The sequence below is a fragment of the Paracoccus haeundaensis genome (assembly GCF_006239215.1).
In the GTDB taxonomy this organism is placed as follows: Bacteria; Pseudomonadota; Alphaproteobacteria; order Rhodobacterales; family Rhodobacteraceae; genus Paracoccus; species Paracoccus marcusii.
In genome coordinates this window covers 1-18134 of sequence record NZ_VDDC01000044.1, presented here as the reverse complement: position 1 = coordinate 18134, position 18134 = coordinate 1, and the positions used below count along the sequence as shown (strand labels likewise).

The window sequence follows — 18134 nt, the reverse complement described above, 5'->3', positions numbered from 1 at the left end:
TCTGAATTCACGTTGATTTCAGGGAACCGATGTTATGAAGCCTGATCTTTATCAGGCGCAGGTTCAGGAACTGCCCTGTCATGCGTCCGTTTTGCAGGCGGATGCGCAGGACAATCCGGTCATGCATTCGTCGCCGGTCGACTGCCCCGGCCGGACCTTCCTGCATGATACGGATCCTCATGACCCCTTGGCACGATACCCGTCCCGCACTGCGCCACGTCACCGTCGCCATCCCCGTGCGCGACGAGGCCAAGCGGTTGCACCGGCTGCTGCAGGCGCTAGCCGGGGCCGCCCAAGCCTGTGATCTGCCCGTCACGGCCCTGGTGCTGGCCAACAACTGCACGGATGCCAGCGAACGGATCGCCCGGTCCTTCCGCAGCCCTTCGCTGGCGGTGTCGGTGCATTCCGTCACCTTTCCGGTATCGACCGCCAGTGCCGGACGCGCGCGGCGGGTGGCGATGGACCTGGCCGCCAGGACCGGCGGGCTGCTGATGACGACGGATGCCGACGCGATCCCGGCGCAGGACTGGATCCGGGCCGCGCTGGACGCGATGGGTGACGGGGCCGATCTGGTCTGCGGATCGATCAGTGCCGATGTCCCGCATGTTCTGGCCACCCCTTCGGGCGCGCGCATCACCCAGGCCGAGGAGGCCTACAGCGCGCTGCTGCGCAGGGTCCGCCACCGGCTGGACCAGGTGGCGGGGCGCCAGGCCGCGCAGTCGCAGACCCCGCATTACATGGAATCCGGCGCGTCGATGGCGATCCGCGCAGATTTGTACCGGGCCATCGGTGGCCTTCCGGAGCTGGATTTCGGAGAGGATCGCGCCCTGGTCTTTCGGGCCGAGGCGCATGGGCTGGCCGTCCGCTATTCCTGCGACATGACGGCGCGCGTGTCCGGGCGACTGCAGGGGCGCGCTGATGGCGGCATGGCTGCCTGCCTGCGCCATCGGATGCAGGATGCCGATCCGCTGGCCGATCAGGCCATGATCCTGCCCTACGCGCTGCGCGCGATGTGGGCCGAGGCGATGTCAGGGTCCATCCGCGCCTATCCCGACCGCAGCGTTGCGGCCGGCCCGACGCTGCGCGCCTCGGACCTGGAGGCGCGGCTGGCGGATCTGGCGGCGCTGGTCGACGGGACCGTCGATCCGGACTTTGCCCGCTGGTCCGACCGGCACGCCGCGATGGTGGTCGGATGACCGACGCCATCGACCGTGCCGAACGGATGATCGCCGATGCCCTGCCGGACGGGCCCGACGGCCCGTCGGGCCCTGCCTTGGCCGCCGCATTGCGCGACAGCGGGCTGTCGGCGGAATGCCTGACCTTGGCGCATCACCCGCGTGATCCGCTGGTGCTGCTTGATGCGCTGCAGCGGGTGGGCGGCGCAAACCTGTCCGCCGGGCGGCTGTTCGAGGGGCATGTGAACGCCGTCAAGCTGCTGATGCTGCATGGCGGCCCGACCGCGCCCGTGGCGCAGGGGGCGCTCTACGGCATCTGGGGTGCCGACGGTCCCGACCCCGCACGGATCGAGGGTTCGGTCATCCGCGGGCAGAAGCTGTTCGCCAGCGGTGCGGACGTGCTGGACCACATGATCGTCACCGTGCGGTCGGATGCCGGGCTGCACCTGCTGATGTTCGCGCGCGACCAGCTGGACGGGCGGCTGTTTCCCGGCGAATGGGACATGTCGGGAATGAAGGCCACCGCATCGGGTCGCTGCGACCTGGACGGGCTGGCCGTGGCGGAGGCCGTGACCCTGGGCGCGCCCGACGCCTATCTGACCGAGCCGCATTTCCACGGCGGCGTCTGGCGCTATGCCGCGGTCCAGCTGGGGGCGATGCGCAGGCTGACGGCCCTGACCGCCGATCAGCTGCGCGCCCGCGGCCAGCAGGATGCCCCCCTTCAGGCGATGCGCCTGCACCGCATGATCACGGCCTGCGAGACGGCCCGACTGTGGCTGGCCCAGGCCGCCTGCCGGATCGAGCGTCCCGCCGCGACGGCGGCCGATGCCCAGACCGCGATCCTGGCCCGCCTGCGCACGACAGACGAGGCCGTGGCCCTGCTGGCCAACATGGACCAGGCGCTGGGGGCCGCGTCATTCGCCACGGCGCATCCGGCCGACCGCATCCGGCGGGATCTAGGCCTGTACCTGCGGCAGGCGGGGCCGGATGCCCTGGCCCTGTCATCGGTGGACCGGATCCTGGCCGACCCCGACCTGCACCGGCGGTGGATCGGATGAGCGGCTTTCTGGACCATGCGGCATCCGCCCCGTCGATGACGCCCGGTTCGCTGGTGCAGGGCCGCCCGCTGGTCATCCTGGCCCCGCATCCCGATGACGAGACGCTGGGCTGCGGCGCGCTGCTGTTCGATGCGGCCGCGCAGGGCACCCCGTGTCACGTCATCTGCGTGACCGACGGCACGCGCTCGCATCCCGGATCGCGGCGCTGGCCCGCCCCGGTGCTGGCCGCAACCCGCGCGGCGGAACTGCGCGCCGCCTGCGCGATCCTGGCACCCGCGGCGCGGGTCACCTGCCTTGGCTATCCCGATTGTGCCGCCTCCGACGACGCGCAGGCGGCGGAACGGGTGTCGGCGCTGATCGCGCCCGACGCGCTGGTGCTTGCGACCTGGGAGCACGACCCGCATGTCGATCATCAGCAGGTTGCGCGTCTTGCCATGCGCCTTGCCGCCATGCGGGCGGATCTCGCGCTGGCCTTCTATCCGGTCTGGGGGCGGTTCACCGACCGCGCGGCGGAGGTCCGGCTGATCGCGGCTTCGGATGCGGCGGTGGCGGCCAAGCGGCGCGCGCTGTCCTGTCACAGGTCGCAGATGACCGGGCTGATCGACGACGACCCGACGGGGTTCGTCATGACCGACACCCATCAGGCCCATTTCCTGACCCATCCGGAGATCGTCATTGCCCCATAGGGAAACGCTGGACCATCTGGCCCGCCTCTATGCCGCCAGTGACGATCCCTGGGATCATCGCACCAGCCCCTATGAGGCCGGCAAGTACGCCGCCACGCTTGACGCCATCGGGCACGGCCCGTTCAAGGCCGCGCTGGAGATCGGGTGCGGCAATGGCACGCTGGCGCGGCGGCTGGCCGACCGGTGCGACCGCCTGACGGTGATGGACTGCATCCCCGCCGCGATCCGGTCGGCGCGGCAGGTGCTGGACCCCCTGCCGCAGGTCACCGTCCTGCAGGGCTGCGCGCCCCAGGACCTGCCGGACCTGCGCCCCGATCTGGTCCTGCTGTCCGAGGTGCTGTATTTCCTGACCCCCAAGGAGATCACCGGTCTTGGCGGCTGGCTGCGCGCCCGGGCGACGGGCCCGGTGATCGCCGTCAACTGGACCGGCCCGACCGACGAGGCGCTGGACGGGCCACGGGCCGTGGCCATTCTGCAGAATGTCCTGGGACCATCGGACAGCACGGTGCATGACGGCTTTCGCATCGACCGCTTTGCCCTGCCGGCCTGATCGGGATCACCGCCGGGGTCGCGTGGCGATCAGGAAGCCCAGGACACCCGCGACGGGCCCGGGGATCAGCAGCCAGACGGCCGTGGGGCCGATGCGCTGGAACAGCGCCGTCGTCAGCGCGATCGATGCGACCGTGATGGCAAAGCCGATGGCGTTCTGGATGGCCAGCGAGGCCCCCACCGCATCCTGCGGACAGGCGCGCGCGGAGAGGGCCGAGAATTGCGGCGAATCCGCCACGACGGTGGCGCCCCAGACCACCAGCAGGACCAGAAGCCAGCCCGGCTGCAGCACCGGCCACAGCGTGACCACGCAAAGGGCGCTGGCCCCGGACAGGATCAGCGCCGCAAGGGCTGTCGGCGCGCTGCCCAGGACACGGGCCAGGCTGCCGCCCGCCAGGCAGCCCGCGGCCCCGGCACCGATGATCAGGAAGGACAGGCCCGACACGCCAAGGCCTGGATAGGCGTCCGCCAGACCGGTCGCGGCCACCAGCAGGGGGGTGATGGTCCAGAAGGCATAAAGCTCCCACATGTGACCGAAATAGCCGAAGGCGGCGGCACGGAACCGGGGGATGGCAAAGGCCCGCAGGGCGCCGGCGCTGCCGCGATGGGCGAGGCGCGCCAGATGCGGTCCGTCGCCCAGGGCGCGGATCATCGCGGCGCCGATGACGGCCAGACCCGACGAGGTCGCGACCACCCATTGCCACGGCACCGCCCCCGCGGTCGAACGCAGCAGATGCGGCAGCGCGGTGCCAAGCGTCAGCATCGCCACCAGCAGGGCCAGCGACTGTCCCGCGCGGTCGGGCGCCCAGCTGACGATCATCTTCATGCCGATGGGATAGATGCCGGCCAGCGACAGCCCCACCAGCAACCGGAACCCCGCGCCGGTCGCGACATCCTGCGCCAGCCATGCAAAACCCAGGTTGAACGCCGCCCCCGCCAGGGCCGAGACGACGAAGATCGCACTGGCGGCGAACCGGTCCGCCAGGCCGCCAAGCGCCATTACCAGGGTGCCGACGATGAAGCCCGCCTGCACGGCATTGGTCAGCAGGCCGATATCGGCCGCGGTCGCGCCCCAGGCCTGCATCAGCCCCTCTGCCGCGCTGTTGGCGCTGAACCACAGCGATGTCCCGAACAGCTGCGCGATCGCGATCACCGCGATGGGGGGCAGCCGGTGGCGTCCTGGGGGTCTGGTCATCGATCGTCCCGACTGGCGATTGCGTCAGGGGGCAGAATGGCCGATCGGGGCGATGGGGGGCAACCGTTTCGGATGGCGCGCGCGGTCAGGCGGGCAGGACCGGAAAGGTCAGGCTGAAAGTCGTCGTGCCGTCCCCGCAAGCGACGGCGATCGTGCCGCCATGCGCCTGCGCGATGGACGACGCGATGTGCAGGCCCAGGCCCAGCCCGGAACTTTCGGCGGTCCGGCCCCGCTGGAACGGCTGAAAGATGGCGCGTTGGGCGGCCTCTGGGATCGGCTCGCCCTCGTTCTGGACCTCGATCACGACGGCGCCGTCGGTGCGGCGGCCACGGACGATCACCGGGGTGTCGGCGTCGCCATGGTTGATGGCGTTCGACACCAGGTTCGACACCGCCTGCGCGATGCGCGACGGATCGCAGCAGACCGGCCCGCCGAAATCCAGCTCGGTCGTGACCCGGTGCCGGGGCGCGGCCAGACGGATCTCGGCCACGACCTGGGCGATGGCGTCGCCCAGAGGGGCGTCGGGCGTGGCCGCGACGGTGATCCCGTCGCCAAGCCGCGCCTTGGCATGCAGCATCATGTTCTCGACCAGCTCTCCCATCCGGTGCAGGGAGGACTGCATCAGCCCGATCAGGCCGCGGCCGCGTTCGGTCAGCGGCTCCTTGCCCAGCATGCGGATGCCCGACCGCAGGGCGGTGACGGGGTTGCGCAGGTCATGGCCCAGGATGGCGGTGAACTCCTCCTGGATGCGGACCAGCATGCGTTCCTGTTCGATCATGCGTTCCTGGGCGTCCAGCCGTTCGGCGGTGTCCAGCGTGCCACCGATGATGGTGGCGAACATCTTCAGCATCGCGACGGTGCGGGCGTTGTTCACGTCCTTGGTTTCGGTGTCGATGGCGCACAGCGTGCCGAAGAAGCTGCCGTCGCCGCGAAAGATCGGCACCGAGGCATAGCTGACGATGCCGAAGGCGGCGGCGATGGGATGGTCGCGATAGACCGGGTCGGACGACGCCTCGTTGAAGATGATCATCTCGGAGGTCTTGCGGACCGTCTGGCAGAAGGTCGACCCGATCTCGATCTCGTCGCCCGCGGCGATCCCGAATTTCAGGTCGTCGACGGTGCGGCAGGCGACCCACCGGTCGGCGGTGACGCGCGCCACCCCGGCAAAGCGCATCCGCGTGGCCAGCATCACCGTCTCCAGGATCGTCCCGACCAGCTCGTTCTCGGCCAGGCGCTGGATGTCGGACTGGAAATCATGCTGTCCGGCCTGATAGGCCGCGTGGTCCTGCCTGGGGTGGTCGCTGCTGTGCAAATCCATCGATGATCCCCGGCATTGGACGGCTTGTCGGCCCGCATCTGTATTGTAGGGCGGCGGGAATGCACAGTGTCTTTTCCGCAGCCCCGCCGTCAGCGATCCGGGCGCGCCCGCGGGAATGGCCGGCTGAGCCCCGCCGCCCCGGCAAGGCCGAACCGCCATGGCAGGTCCTGCGCCCGGCTGATCCCGATCCGCGGCCCGACCAGCAGATCGGGCACCGCCGCTGCCAGGACGATGCCGAAATCGGGACCGTCGAAGGCGGCGCCGTCGTCGTCGGGCCGGATGTCCAGCGCCTGCGTCAACCGCCCCGGCCCGCTGCACAGCGGGGGGGCGGGGCGGCGGGCGCGCATCAGGTCCAGGCCGGTGTCGGGGTCCAGCGCGCGGATCAGCACGGCCGCGCCGGGGGTCGCCACGACGTTCAGGCACAGGTGGATGCCGTAGGATCGATAGACATAGGCGTGGCCCGCCGGGCCGAACATCGAGGCGTTGCGCGGCGTCGGCCCCCGATGGCTGTGCGAGGCGGGATCGTCGGGGGCATAGGCCTCGGTCTCGATGATGGTCCCGCCGGCGCCGCGGACGGTCAGCCGCGCACCGATCAGCCGACGGGCCAGGACCACGGCGTCCAGTCCCGCGATCTGCTGCATGAACGACGACATGGCATCCCTTCCGATCCCGTTGCGGAAGGGGCCTTGTGGCATGAACGTGCCGGGATTGCCAAACCTTGGCGTGGACGGGTGGACGGGGGAGGGAGATCGCACCTGATCCGGAATGGAGACCCAACTGGCGTGTCACTGGACGGTTACAGGGGGCAGCGGTCAGACCCGCATCCTCTGCACCATGCCGCCGATCCCGGTACGCAACGCAACGCCCAAGTTGAACGCCCGGATGTTCAATGCAAGCGGGACATCGACCACGTTCGGGCTGACCGTCTGCCCGTCCTGGACCTCACGCGGCGGCAGATTGGCAAAGGCGAGGCGGCCCCAGAGGCCGATGACCGGGACTGCGATGACGGACGGTCTCAGCACCCTTCTGGTGCTGAGGCGAACGCATGGCCGATGCTCGATCGACCCAGGCCCGGCGTGGCACGAACCGACAATGATGGTGATAGACCCGGCCATGGACGGTCCGATGGCGTTCCGCACCGCCTTCCATGTGGCATCCAGTACCGCACGATAGGTTGACTGGTTCTCGGTCAGGGCCAGGCGCAGTGGATCATGCGGGTGACAATGAAAAAACGTGGGTTACGGCGCGCCATTCGCTACCGGAAAGGCTGCATCGGCTGCCGCCTGCGATGGTGGTCAGCAGGGGCGTCCAACCTGCATTGGCCAGAACTTCGCCGGAGGGCAATCGCAAGGAACGATAATCGCGACCGATGGTTCTGCATGATCGTCAACCGATCAGGATCGCCCCCATGTCCCCGCGCCCCATCCTGGTCTTTGACGTTAATGAGACATTGCTGGACCTGGACCACCTGTGTCCGCTGTTCGACGACATCTTCGGCGACGGGGCCGTCATGCGCGACTGGTTCGCGCAGCTGATCCTCTATTCCCAGACCCTGACAATCACCGGACTGCGCAGCGATTTCGGCACCTTGGCCGTCGCGGTGCTGCGCATGATCGGAGAGATTAGGGGCGTGGCGATCACCGAGGGGCATGAGGATGCGCTGCGCCGGACTATGGGCACGCTGCCCGCCCATCCCGATGCCGAGGCGGCGCTGGTCCATCTGCGGGACAGGGGGTTCCGTCTGGTGACACTAACCAACTCGCCGCCCTCTGGGGGAGTGACCGCGCTGGACCGCTCGGGCCTGGCGCAGTATTTCGAGGCCAGCTTCAGCGTCCAGCCGACCAACCGTTTCAAGCCCGCGCCCCAGACCTATCAACTGGTGGCCGAGGCACTGGCGGTACCTCTGTCCGATCTTTGCCTGGTGGCCTGCCACGTCTGGGACACGATCGGGATGCAGGCGCTGGGCGGCAAAGGCGCGCTGGTGACCCATGACGTGAACGCGGCGCTGGTGCTGCCGGGCGTGCCGCAGCCTGACGTGACGGCCCCCGATCTTGCCGGACTGGCGCAGACCATCGCCGCGCGTTGGGGTCCGGCAGGGGCGTAATCGGTCATACCAAGGGGCATTGGAGACCGGTTTCCGCAGGGCGTTACCGTTCCGTAGATGCATCGGATCGAGCCGTTATTGACCAGCCTTGTTGTCAGGTGTGGACATGACAGGCCAAAAGACCCATCCGGCTCCGACGGCTCCGACGGCTCCGACGGCTCCGACGGCTCCGACGGCTCCGACGGCTCCGACGGGGATAAGGGGGCCGCGTGTACACGGGGACGTGACCGGGCGGGTGGCGGCGGTCCGGTAAGACTTCGGGCATCCTGACGACCTGTCGGGTAGGTGCCCCGAGGCCGTGATGAAGGACATGCCGTGACCAGACCCGTTCTGCTGATCCTTGTCGCGGCGCTTGTGCTGGCGGGGTCGTGGCTGCTGGGCGGTCAGGACGTGACGCTGCAGTCGCTGCGCGGGCATCTGGCCGCCGTGGCCGAGTATCAGCAGCAGCGGCCGGTGCTGGTCGCGGCGCTGTTCGCCGCCGCCTATGTCGCGATCACCGCGCTGTCCCTGCCGATCGCGGTCTGGCTGACGCTGGCCGGGGGCGCGCTGTTCGGGTTCTGGGCGGGGCTGGCGATCGTCTCGTTCGCGTCGGCCATCGGGGCGACGCTGGCCTTTCTGGCGGCGCGGTACCTGCTGCGAGACTGGGTGCGGGCGCGGCTGGGCGCGCGTGCCAAGGGGATCGAGACCGGGCTGGCGCGGGACGGGGCGTTCTATCTGTTTTCGCTGCGGCTGATCCCGGTGATGCCGTTCTTTGCCACGAACCTGCTGATGGGCCTGACGCCGATCCGGACCCGGACGTTCTATTGGGTCAGCCAGCTTGGCATGCTGGCGGGCACCGCGGTCTATGTGAACGCGGGCACGCAGCTGGCCGCACTGGACAGCCTGTCCGAGATCGTGTCGCCGCCCCTGTTGGCGTCATTCGCGGCGCTGGCCGTGTTTCCGTGGATCGCCCGCGCCATCGTGGGCATCCTTCGCCGCCGTCGCGTCTATGCCGGATGGACCCGACCCCGGCGGTTCGACCGCAATCTGGTGGTGATCGGCGCGGGTTCGGCCGGGTTGGTCTCGGCCTACATCGCCGCGGCGACCAAGGCCAGGGTGACCCTGATCGAGGCCGGCGCGATGGGCGGCGACTGCCTGAACCATGGATGCGTTCCGTCCAAGGCGCTGATCCGCAGCGCGACCCTGGCGCATCAGATGCGCCATGCCGCGCGCTTCGGGCTGGCCGACACGCCGCCCGCGGTCCCGTTTCGCGCGGTCATGGACCGCATCCGCCGGGTCATCGCCGACATCGCGCCCCATGACAGCGTCGACCGCTATGCCGGGCTGGGGGTCGATGTGCTGCAGGGCCACGCCCGCCTGATCGACCCCTGGACGGTCGCGGTCACCGACCCGCAGGGCGCCGAGCGGCGGCTGACCACGCGGGCGATCATCATCGCGACCGGTGCGCGGCCCGTCATGCCGCCGCTGCCGGGGCTGGACCTGGTCGACCCGCTGACCTCGGAGACGCTGTGGTCGCGGCTGGCGGATCATGACCATGCGCCGCGGCGGCTGGTTGTCCTGGGCGGCGGGCCGATCGGCTGCGAGCTGTCGCAGGCCTTTGCGCGGCTGGGGTCCGACGTCACCCAGATCGAGATGGCCCCCCGCCTGTTGATGCGCGAGGACCCCGAGGTGTCGGCCCTGGTCGCGGACGCCCTGCGCGACGACGGGGTGACGGTGCTGACCGGACACCGCGCGATCCGCTGCGGCATCGACGGGGGCAGGTGGATCGAGGTCGAACGGGACGGCGCGGCCCGCCGCATCGGCTTTGACCAGATCATCGTGGCCGTGGGCCGCAGCGCCCGGCTTGAGGGGTTCGGACTGGACCGTCTGGGGATCGAGACCGACCGCACCATCGTCACGAACGCCTTCCTGCAGACCCGCTTTCCCCACATCCTGGCGGCGGGCGACGTGGCCGGACCGTTCCAGTTCACCCATGCCGCATCCCACCAGGCATGGTTCGCCAGCGTCAACGCGCTGTTCGGCACCCTCAGGCGGTTCAGGGTCGATGACCGCGTGATCCCCTGGGCCACCTTCACCGATCCGCAGATCGCCCGCGTCGGCCTGTCCGAGACCGAGGCCCGCGACCGGGGCATCGCGGTCGAGGTCACGCGCTATGACCTGGCCGACCTGGACCGCGCCATCACCGATGGGGCGGCGCGCGGCTTCGTCAAGGTGCTCACCCCGCCGGGGCGCGACCGCATCCTGGGCGTGACCATCGCGGGCGATCACGCCGGTGACCTGATCGCGGAATTCGTTCTGGCCATGAAGCACGGCCTGGGCCTGAACAAAATTCTGGGCACGATCCACATCTATCCGACCTGGGCCGAGGCCAACAAGGCGGTTGCCGGCACCTGGCGGCGCGCCCATGTGAACCCGCGCCTGCTGGCGCTGGTCGAACGCTATCATCGATGGAGGCGCGGATGATCGACGCCCGACTGCAACCGCTGCAGCGCGCGGCCCTGCGGCACCCGGCGCAGATGCTGGCCGCCCGCGGCGTCAAGGCGGACGCCATCAGCATCGCGGGCTTTGCCGTGGGTCTGCTGGCGGTGGCCGCGCTGGCCCTGGGGTGGTGGACCGCGGCGCTGGTGCTGATCGCGGCGAACCGGATCATGGACGGGCTGGACGGCGCGGTCGCACGCATCCAGGGCCCGACCGACCGCGGCGCCTTTCTGGATATCGCGCTGGACTTCGTCTTCTATGCGCTGGTGCCGGTGGGGTTCGCCCTGCACAATCCCGCGGCCAACGCGCTGCCCGCGGCGGTGCTGATCGCGGCCTTCGTGGGGACCGGATCGTCCTTTCTGGCCTTTGCCGCCATCGCCGCCCGGCGCGGCGACCGGGCGGCGGCCTTTCCGACCAAGGGCATCTACTACCTTGGCGGCCTGACCGAGGGGTTCGAGACGATCGTCCTGTTCCTGGCGATGTGCCTGATCCCCGCATCCTTTCCGCTGCTGGCCTGGATCTTTGCCGCGGCCTGCGGCGTCACCACGATCCTGCGGTGGCACCAGGGCTGGACCGCGTTCCGGTAAAACCTGGGGCTGACCGGTCCGGCGCAGGCCCGAGGCTGTCACCCACAGCCGGCAGGCGGGGCGCAAGGCAAGCCTCAGGTGCGACGTTGGTCAGCAGATCGACCGCTCTACCGCCAAGGTGAAACAAAGGGTCAGTTTCGAACCGCGTCACCAAACCCCTCCTTGGAAGGCCTGCCGCGGCCACGGCTGTGCCGATCAGACAGGGGCAGGTGCTTCCGATCCCGGGCTGCGGTGAAGACCGACCCCGTGGCGCGTGACGGTGACGATCATGGCTCCGGGCTTTCCCTCTCCAGGGGATGTCACGCCGAACCAAGGCCATGTCATTAATCTGCCGGCCAAGATTAGCAGATCAGCATGCCACAGGGCAAATCATCGTCGCGGCTGCCTCCCTTCCGCCAGACGCGTGCCATGCAACCGCTAGACAGCACGGCGGGTGCTTTGAGATCCACTGGTTGCCGCATCCGCCCATCTATCGCCCGCGGACCGGCATTCGCGACAGACGGATCCGATCAGGGTCCGGCGGCCGGTTTATTACCGCCTTCACGGGATCACGGCGCAGGTCTCTGATCAGGGTGCCAGGCGCGCGATCGCGCGATCAAGGCGCGCGGCGCGGGCGGGATCGCCGCCGCGTTCGGCCCGCGCGCGGACGCCTGCCAGATAGTCGGGCAGGTGCCTGCAGGCGCGATAGTGCTGCATCATCCTCGGCAGGGTCGCCCGGCCGGTCGCGATGTCGCGCATCACGTCGCTGAGCACGCGGCCGTTGCGCAGCATCAGCGCCGTCTTGTGATCGGCATGGCGCAGTGGAACCCGCGTTACGTTCGGACCGTCAAAGCGCTGCACGTGGCGGCGGTCATGGTCGATCGCAGGGTCATAGAACAGCCAGACCTGGGACGCCCTGCGCGATTCGGCGGCGGCATCGGCGAACGGTCCGGTCCAGTCCGCCCGCTTGCCGGTCGGATAGCGCTGGTCCCATCCCGCCAGACGCGGCGACAGCGTCGACTGGGGCGAAAACGCGGCCACCCGGCATCCCGGCGCCAGCGAGGCGAAAGCCGCTGCCCCATAGCCCCCCATCGACGTCCCGAACAGCGTCACCTGGTCGAACTGTTCGAAAAAGCCGCTGTCGCGCAGCGACATCAGATAGCGGTGCAGCGCGGCGTCGCGGAACCATCCGGGCACATAGGACAGGATGCCCATATGCGACCAGCCCTCCTTGCGGATGAACTTGTAACCCCAAGGTTCGCGGGTCACCGGGTGTTCGCGCACCGACGCCAGGTTGTCGAAGGACACCAGCAGATGTTCGCGCGACCGTGCCACATAGGTGCAGGCATAATTTGGCATCGAATGATAGAATCCGTGCGCCTGTCCCGACAGCCGCAAGTCGCTGAGCCACGCGGGCGCCGCGATCTGGGGCGCGCCGTCGGGGGTGGCGGTGCCGGGCTGTTGGGGCGCGGCGTCGTGGCCCTGGGTGTCGTCATCGGTGTCGTCCCAGTCCTCCTCCGGTGGGGCATCCTCTTCGGCGGGTCGGGACAAGCGTTCGGCCCAGGCCGAATCCATCTCGGACAGGGCGGGGGGCGTCGCGGCCACGCCGAAGGGCACGGACCAGTCGAAGGCCAGGCCCTGGATCGGGCGCCCCTCGACGAAGGCGGTGATGATCCTGGCCGCCTGTGGGTCCTGATGCGCCAGCAGGCGGTCCAGCCGCCCCGCGAATTCGGTCACCACCGCCGCATGGCGCGCCGCGACCTTGGGATGGCTGGCCAGGAACTCGGCGCGCCGCGCGCGGTGGGCCTGAACGAACGCCTGGTCAGGACCGGTATCGGCCATCGTGAAGTTCAGGCGCTGATACTGCTGGATGGTCATCCGCAGGTGGTCGGGCGTGACGAAGGGCAGCGTTTTGCCCGCCCCGGTGCGGCGCAGCAGGAACGTCTCGCGGTCCTGGGCCATGAAGGCGATGACATGCGCCAGGCCCAGCCCCGGCTGGTCGGGCATCGTCATCCAGCCCTTCTGCAGATAGCGGTCGGCCACGTCCTCGGCCGCGCCGTTCAACCAGGTCACGGGCTCCTTGCCGCGGGCGAACTTGGGTTTCAGCGTGGGGCGCGCGGGCTTCAGCCCGCGGGCCAGCTGCGGGCGAAAGATCGTGCGCAGGGGCGTGGCCACCGTCATCCGCCCTGCCGCCCCGCCGGTGCCGCGGCGAAAGCGTTCGACCAGCGGCAGATCGGCATAGCGGTTCTGCCCCGACCCGCCCGCGACCTGGACGGTCAGCGACAGGAGGTCGGGGAACCGTCCCAGCCCCTGGGCCAGGTCGGCAAGGGTGCCGGCCCCGGTGTCGATCATGACGAAATCGTCCGGTTCCAGCCACAGCAGGTGATCGTGGCGATCGCGCAGCGCCGTCTCCAGCGCCAGGTCCAGTGCGCGGATCTGGCGGGCCTTGTCATGGGCGATGCCGGGACGGGTCGTGGGCACGAAGTCGATCAGGCCTGCCGCGGCCAGGGCCTGGGCCAGCGCCGTGGCCTGCGCGTTAGCGCCGTCGCCGTGGACGGTGATGTTGCGAAAGCCCGCGTGACGGTGATGCAGCACCCAGTCCAGCAGGACCGGCGCGCTGTCGTTCATCAGCATGTGCAGCGCGATGTCCGGGCCGGCCGGGACGGGTTGAGGCTGCGGGGCGGTCTTGCGGGGCATGCGGGCGCTTTCGGTTGCGGCGTGGGTCAGGACGGGTGCGGCACGGGGGCGGCGGCGCGCGTCTCCAGCGCCTTGGCCATGCCGGGCCGGCCGTTGCGGGCCGCGATGTCGGACAGCCGCCGCAGCCAGGCGGTCCGGCCCCGCGCCTGCAGGCGCTGGCCAAGCGTGTCCAGGTACCACGGCTGAAGGCGCGACTGGCGATAAAGGGCGTGGAATGCCGCTGCATCCATCGTGCGCGTCGCAAGGCCGCGGACCACCGTGGACAGCATGTCGGTCTGGCGCAGCCGCAGCGCGGTCTTGTGGCCTGCCCGCGGAGTCCGCAGCCGCACGATGTTGTCCCCGGTGAACCGGTCCGCATGGGCGGCGTCCGCGGGTTCCGTCGGGTCATAGACCAGAAAGACCGTCCGCGCGGAGGCGGTCTGGGCCGCGGCATCGGCGAAATCGCCGCTCCAGTCCGCGGCGCGGCCGCTGGGAAAGCGCGCCTCCCACGGGACCAGGGCCGGGGACAGCGTCGACTGCGGGGAAAAGGCGATCACCTGCGCCCCCGGCGCGACCGAGGAGAAGGCGCAGGCCGCATAGGCCCCCATCGACGTTCCCGCAAAGGTCACCGTCTGATAGCGCGCGAACAGCCCGTTGTCGCGCAGTTGGCGCAGATAGGCGAACAGCGTCGGATTGCGGAACCAGTTGGCGCGGAACGCGAAGATGCCCAGCTGGGACCAGCCGGACTTGCGCGCGAATTCGTATCCCCAGGCCTCGCGGTCGATCTGGTCCTGGCCCACCTGGGAGAGGTTGTCGAAGCTGACGAACAGATGCGCCCGTTCGCGTTCGACGTGCAGCGCCGCGAACTCCTCCTCCGAGTGGTAGAAGCCCCGGCGGTAGGGCGAGCGCCGCAGGTCGACCAGCCATTGCGGCGGCACCTCGGGGGCGGGTGGATCGGCGGGGGCGGCGGGTTCGGGCGTCTCGGGGATGGTGGCCCAGGGCGTCATCGACAGCAGCGGCATGGTCGGCACCGGCGGACCGTCCGGCAGCGGTGCCAGCAGGATGGCCGATGCGATCACCGGGCGCGCGGGCAGCTTGGCCGGGGGCGGCGGGGGCGGGGCGGCCGCGATCGACGCCTGCCGCGCACGGCGGGCGGCCAGTTCGGCCTGGCGGCGTTCGGTCTCGGCCTGCAGGACCGCGGGGTCGAACAGGCGGGCGTGCTGGTCCGGCGCCTCGGCCAGCAGCTGTGCGGAGAGGACGTCGATCTGGCGGCGGAACCGGCCCACCGCCTCGGCATGCAGCGCGCCCAGGGCGGGCATCAGCCCGACCAGCTCGGCCCGCGTCTGCGCCACGCGGTCGGCCCATGCGGTGATGCCGGTCTCCTCGACCACATTCAGATTGTGCTGGTCATAGTAGTCGAAGTTGATCCGGTCGGCATCCGCGCTGTTGGCGGTGCCGCGCCAGCGCTTCATCAGGAAGACCTCGCTGGCGCGGATCATGTAGTGGTTGACGTGGCACAGATCATACCCCGCCATCTTCGGGGAGGTGGTCCACCGCTGCCGCAGAAGGTCGCGGGTCACGTCCTCTCCCGAGCCGTTCACGATCAGCAGCGGATGCGCGGGCAGGCCGTAGAAGTTCTTGAAGACCGGTCGGTGGACGCCCAAGTGCTGCACCGGCAGTGGTCGAAAGATGGTCTTGATGGCGAACTGGCTGTGCGTGAACGGAATGTCCGTGGGCGAGGCCATGGTGAACTGGCGGATCTGCAGCTCGTCCCGAAACGGGATCACGCCGCCGTTGCCGAAGATGCGCCACTGCGCGGCGACCGCGTCGGTGCGGTCGGGCAGGGCCGCGAACAGCGCGTCCAAGGTGCCGTCGCCGGTGTTGACGTGAAAGAACTCGTCCCCGTCCAGCACCGCGATCCAGTCGCTGCCCGTCACTTCGGGCAGGGCCATCGCGCGGGCATAGGCGCGGCGCTGCGGGTCGTCGGGCAGGCCGGCGATCAGGTCGCTGTTGTCGAAGTGGATGACGATCCCCGCCTGGTCCAGCAGCTGCAGCATCTGGTGCGTGCCGTCGGTGCAGTCGTTGGAATAGATGACAAAGCGGTTGAACCCGATCAGCCGGTGATAGCACAGCCACTCCAGCAGGAACGGCCCCTCGTTCTTGACGGTCGTGACGATGGTCCGCGTCGCGTTCGATTTCCAGCGGAACGAAAGATCGGGGGACAGGCTGTTCATGGCCGCACGGGTTTCCTGTGTCGTGACCCCGTCCATATCAGAGCGGCGCGGCTTCCTCAAAGGGATATGCCACCCTGTGGTTGTCGGCGCGCGCCCGGCCTGCCCCATGGCGTGCCCGCCTGCCGCGCGGCATGGCATCGGCCCAAATCCTGTGCGCTTTGTGCAACAGCGGCGCCCGCTGCGTCGTTATCCCCTTCACAGAATGCAAGGGGCGGCTTCAAGTCGGATCTGTGACGGCCCGCGCGGGCAGCCCGGAAAGGGATGGTAGAGGCACATGGCATCGATTCTGGGGTTCCTGCAGCTGGCAGGCGCGGTGGCGCTGTTGCTGTTCGGTCTGGGACTGGTGCGCGACGGCATGGTCGAGGCGTTCGGCCTGCGGATGAAGCTGATCCTGGGCGCGGGCACGCGCACGGGGCTGCGGGCCTTCGCATCGGGGCTTGTCGCCACCTTGGGTCTGCAATCGTCGACGGCCACCGCCCTGCTGACCGCGTCCTTCGTCCAGCGAGAGATGATCGCCACCCGCCGCGCGCAGATCGTTCTGCTGGGCGCGAATGTCGGCACGGCGATGACGGCGGTGATCGTGTCGACCGACATCACCGCGGTCGCGCCGGTCCTGGTGCTGCTGGGCTATGGCCTGCGCCGCCGGGGCACGACGGTGACGTCGGGGGTGGGCACGGCGCTGATCGGCGTAGGGCTGATGCTGGTGTCGCTGACGTTGCTGGACCAGGCGACCGCGCCGCTGCGCGCCTCGCCGCAAATGGCCGCCTTCCTGCCGATGCTGGATCAGGCCTGGCCCGTGGCCTTGGCCTTTGCGGCGGGAATCGCACTTTTGTGTTCGTCATCGCTGGCGGCGGTCCTGTTGATCGGGTCGCTGGTGCTGCCGCCCGACCTGACGGTGGTCATGGTGCTGGGCGCGAACCTGGGCGGCGCGATGGCGCCGGTGCTGGCGGGGGCCACGCTGGACATCGCCGCGCGGCGGGTGCTGCTGGGCAACCTGACGGTGCGCGCCATCGGCTGCCTGATCGCGCTGCCGCTGGCGGGATTGGCGGCGGGCGCGCTGAATGGCATGCCCCTGGCCGTGGGGCCCTTGGCGGTCAGCGCCCACCTTGCGTTCAACCTGGCGCTGGCGGCGCTGATCTGGCCCTTCAACGGACTGGTCTGCCGTCTGGTGGCGGTGCTGATGCCGCAGGACGCGCATGCGGCCTCGACCGCGCCGCGCTGGCTGGATGCGCAGGTTCTGGACGCGCCGCCCCTGGCCCTGACCGGCGCCCGGCGCGAGGTTCTGGACATCGGCGACAGCGTCGAGCGGATGCTGGCCCAGACCCGCGCGGCGTTCCGCAAGCACGATCCCGCCCCCCTGGCCGAGGTCCGCGCGATCGAGGATCAGGTCGACCGGCGACAGCAGCAGGTCAAGAACTATCTGTCGCGCCTGACCGGCGACGCGACCGAGGCCGAGCGTCGGCAGGCCATCGACATCCTGGATTACGTCATCAACCTGGAACATATCGGCGACATCATCGACCGGGGCCTGTCCCCCGAGGTGGCCAAGAAGATCGGCCTGGGCCTGCGCTTTTCGGGCGAGGGGTTCCGCGAACTGGACGCGCTGTTCCTGCTGACGCAGGAGAACCTGCGCATGGCGCAGACGGTGTTCATGACGCGCGACCGCGACATGGCCCGCCGCCTGATGGAGCAGAAGGTCACCATCCGCAACCTGGAACGCCAGTCCGCGCAGCGTCACCTGATCCGCCTGCGCGAAGGCCAGACCGAAAGCCGCGAGACCTCGTCCCTGCATCTGGACCTGCTGCGCGACCTCAAGCGCATCAACGCCCATGCGGTCTCGGTCGCCCATCCGATCCTGCAGGACGAAGGGCTGCTGATCGAAAGCCGGCTGCGCGGCAGCTAGGCCCGGGGCGCGCGCCAGCCCGCGCCGTCGCGGATGCCGGTCAGGTGCAGGTCCGCGTCCAGAAGGATCAGGTCCGCGGCCCGGCCCGGCGCGATGCGCCCGGCCTTGGCGCCGATCAGGTCGGCCGGGACCGACGTCGCCATCGCCAGCGCCTGCGCCGGGTCCGCGCCCGCCGCCACCGCGACGCGCACC

At 69.7% G+C, this 18134-nt stretch carries 16 protein-coding genes; 8 read left to right on the top strand and 8 right to left on the bottom strand.

What is annotated here, in order from left to right:
• Positions 1-7 precede the first annotated feature (7 nt).
• Entirely contained in the window at positions 8-181 is a 174-nt protein-coding gene (locus tag FHD67_RS20555) for a hypothetical protein (RefSeq protein WP_176695187.1), read from the bottom strand.
• Between FHD67_RS20555 and FHD67_RS17780 the strand changes: the two genes are divergently transcribed.
• From FHD67_RS17780 to FHD67_RS17765, 4 genes are read left to right on the top strand one after another with little or no spacing between them, the layout of a single operon-like run.
• Positions 180-1196: a glycosyltransferase family 2 protein gene (locus tag FHD67_RS17780; protein ID WP_176695186.1), complete on the top strand. Its 1017-nt coding sequence runs from the start codon at positions 180-182 to the stop codon at positions 1194-1196. The two genes, FHD67_RS20555 and FHD67_RS17780, sit on opposite strands and share 2 nt — an antisense overlap.
• Complete coding sequence (locus FHD67_RS17775; protein ID WP_139599523.1) at positions 1193-2233, top strand: acyl-CoA dehydrogenase family protein; 1041 nt, start codon at positions 1193-1195, stop codon at positions 2231-2233. The genes FHD67_RS17780 and FHD67_RS17775 overlap by 4 nt, the downstream gene beginning before the upstream one ends.
• Positions 2230-2919 (top strand): PIG-L deacetylase family protein, encoded by a 690-nt coding sequence (locus FHD67_RS17770; protein ID WP_052715313.1) that lies wholly within the window; start codon positions 2230-2232, stop codon positions 2917-2919. Before FHD67_RS17775 ends, FHD67_RS17770 begins: the two co-directional genes overlap by 4 nt.
• Positions 2909-3469, top strand: a complete 561-nt coding sequence (locus FHD67_RS17765; protein WP_052715314.1) for an SAM-dependent methyltransferase — start codon at positions 2909-2911, stop codon at positions 3467-3469. Before FHD67_RS17770 ends, FHD67_RS17765 begins: the two co-directional genes overlap by 11 nt.
• A 6-nt stretch (positions 3470-3475) precedes the next feature.
• On the opposite strand, the gene FHD67_RS17760 is transcribed toward FHD67_RS17765, so the two are convergent.
• The 4 genes from FHD67_RS17760 to FHD67_RS17745 all read right to left on the bottom strand — a co-directional run bounded on the left by FHD67_RS17760 (position 3476) and on the right by FHD67_RS17745 (position 7096).
• Positions 3476-4663 (bottom strand): MFS transporter, encoded by a 1188-nt coding sequence (locus tag FHD67_RS17760; protein WP_139599522.1) that lies wholly within the window; start codon positions 4661-4663, stop codon positions 3476-3478.
• An 85-nt stretch (positions 4664-4748) separates the two neighbouring features.
• Positions 4749-5981 (bottom strand): GAF domain-containing sensor histidine kinase, encoded by a 1233-nt coding sequence (locus tag FHD67_RS17755; protein WP_046001201.1) that lies wholly within the window; start codon positions 5979-5981, stop codon positions 4749-4751.
• 89 nt (positions 5982-6070) lie between these two features.
• Positions 6071-6634, bottom strand: coding sequence for a DNA-3-methyladenine glycosylase (locus FHD67_RS17750; protein ID WP_232303362.1), 564 nt, complete (start codon positions 6632-6634; stop codon positions 6071-6073).
• Positions 6635-6793: 159 nt separating this feature from the next.
• On the bottom strand, positions 6794-7096 hold the full coding sequence (locus tag FHD67_RS17745) for a hypothetical protein (protein WP_046001202.1): 303 nt from the start codon (positions 7094-7096) through the stop codon (positions 6794-6796).
• 293 nt (positions 7097-7389) lie between these two features.
• Between FHD67_RS17745 and FHD67_RS17740 the strand changes: the two genes are divergently transcribed.
• From FHD67_RS17740 to FHD67_RS17730, 3 genes are all read left to right on the top strand, one after another.
• Complete coding sequence (locus FHD67_RS17740) at positions 7390-8085, top strand: haloacid dehalogenase type II (RefSeq protein WP_139599521.1); 696 nt, start codon at positions 7390-7392, stop codon at positions 8083-8085.
• A 315-nt stretch (positions 8086-8400) separates the two neighbouring features.
• Positions 8401-10548, top strand: coding sequence for an FAD-dependent oxidoreductase (locus tag FHD67_RS17735; protein ID WP_139599520.1), 2148 nt, complete (start codon positions 8401-8403; stop codon positions 10546-10548).
• Positions 10545-11150: a CDP-alcohol phosphatidyltransferase family protein gene (locus tag FHD67_RS17730; RefSeq protein ID WP_139599519.1), complete on the top strand. Its 606-nt coding sequence runs from the start codon at positions 10545-10547 to the stop codon at positions 11148-11150. Before FHD67_RS17735 ends, FHD67_RS17730 begins: the two co-directional genes overlap by 4 nt.
• A gap of 567 nt (positions 11151-11717) precedes the next feature.
• Here the strand turns inward: FHD67_RS17730 and FHD67_RS17725 are convergent.
• Together FHD67_RS17725 and FHD67_RS17720 are read right to left on the bottom strand one after the other, a co-directional pair.
• Positions 11718-13826 (bottom strand): glycosyltransferase family 2 protein, encoded by a 2109-nt coding sequence (locus FHD67_RS17725; RefSeq protein WP_139599518.1) that lies wholly within the window; start codon positions 13824-13826, stop codon positions 11718-11720.
• Between the two features lie 26 nt (positions 13827-13852).
• Positions 13853-16039, bottom strand: coding sequence for a glycosyltransferase family 2 protein (locus tag FHD67_RS17720; RefSeq protein WP_176695185.1), 2187 nt, complete (start codon positions 16037-16039; stop codon positions 13853-13855).
• 274 nt (positions 16040-16313) lie between these two features.
• On the opposite strand from FHD67_RS17720, the gene FHD67_RS17715 reads away from it, so the two are divergent.
• Positions 16314-17942 carry a Na/Pi cotransporter family protein gene (locus FHD67_RS17715; RefSeq protein ID WP_139599516.1) on the top strand — a complete coding sequence of 543 codons (1629 nt, stop codon included), beginning with the start codon at positions 16314-16316 and terminating at the stop codon, positions 17940-17942.
• On the opposite strand, the gene FHD67_RS17710 is transcribed toward FHD67_RS17715, so the two are convergent.
• Positions 17939-18134, bottom strand: a 196-nt coding sequence (locus FHD67_RS17710) for an amidohydrolase family protein (RefSeq protein WP_139599515.1), incomplete at its 5' end; no start/stop codon positions are given. The two genes, FHD67_RS17715 and FHD67_RS17710, sit on opposite strands and share 4 nt — an antisense overlap.

Excerpts from the sequence above, each read along its gene's own strand:
- FHD67_RS17780 (WP_176695186.1), top strand. The coding sequence starts at position 180 with ATGACCCCTTGGCACGATACCCGTCCCGCACTGCGCCACGTCACCGTC.
- FHD67_RS20555 (WP_176695187.1), bottom strand. The coding sequence starts at position 181 with ATGAGGATCCGTATCATGCAGGAAGGTCCGGCCGGGGCAGTCGACCGG.
- FHD67_RS17775 (WP_139599523.1), top strand. The coding sequence starts at position 1,193 with ATGACCGACGCCATCGACCGTGCCGAACGGATGATCGCCGATGCCCTG.
- FHD67_RS17770 (WP_052715313.1), top strand. The coding sequence starts at position 2,230 with ATGAGCGGCTTTCTGGACCATGCGGCATCCGCCCCGTCGATGACGCCC.
- FHD67_RS17760 (WP_139599522.1), bottom strand. The coding sequence starts at position 4,663 with ATGACCAGACCCCCAGGACGCCACCGGCTGCCCCCCATCGCGGTGATC.
- FHD67_RS17755 (WP_046001201.1), bottom strand. The coding sequence starts at position 5,981 with ATGGATTTGCACAGCAGCGACCACCCCAGGCAGGACCACGCGGCCTAT.
- FHD67_RS17750 (WP_232303362.1), bottom strand. The coding sequence starts at position 6,634 with ATGTCGTCGTTCATGCAGCAGATCGCGGGACTGGACGCCGTGGTCCTG.
- FHD67_RS17745 (WP_046001202.1), bottom strand. The coding sequence starts at position 7,096 with ATGGCCGGGTCTATCACCATCATTGTCGGTTCGTGCCACGCCGGGCCT.
- FHD67_RS17740 (WP_139599521.1), top strand. The coding sequence starts at position 7,390 with ATGTCCCCGCGCCCCATCCTGGTCTTTGACGTTAATGAGACATTGCTG.
- FHD67_RS17730 (WP_139599519.1), top strand. The coding sequence starts at position 10,545 with ATGATCGACGCCCGACTGCAACCGCTGCAGCGCGCGGCCCTGCGGCAC.
- FHD67_RS17725 (WP_139599518.1), bottom strand. The coding sequence starts at position 13,826 with ATGCCCCGCAAGACCGCCCCGCAGCCTCAACCCGTCCCGGCCGGCCCG.
- FHD67_RS17720 (WP_176695185.1), bottom strand. The coding sequence starts at position 16,039 with ATGAACAGCCTGTCCCCCGATCTTTCGTTCCGCTGGAAATCGAACGCG.
- FHD67_RS17715 (WP_139599516.1), top strand. The coding sequence starts at position 16,314 with ATGGCATCGATTCTGGGGTTCCTGCAGCTGGCAGGCGCGGTGGCGCTG.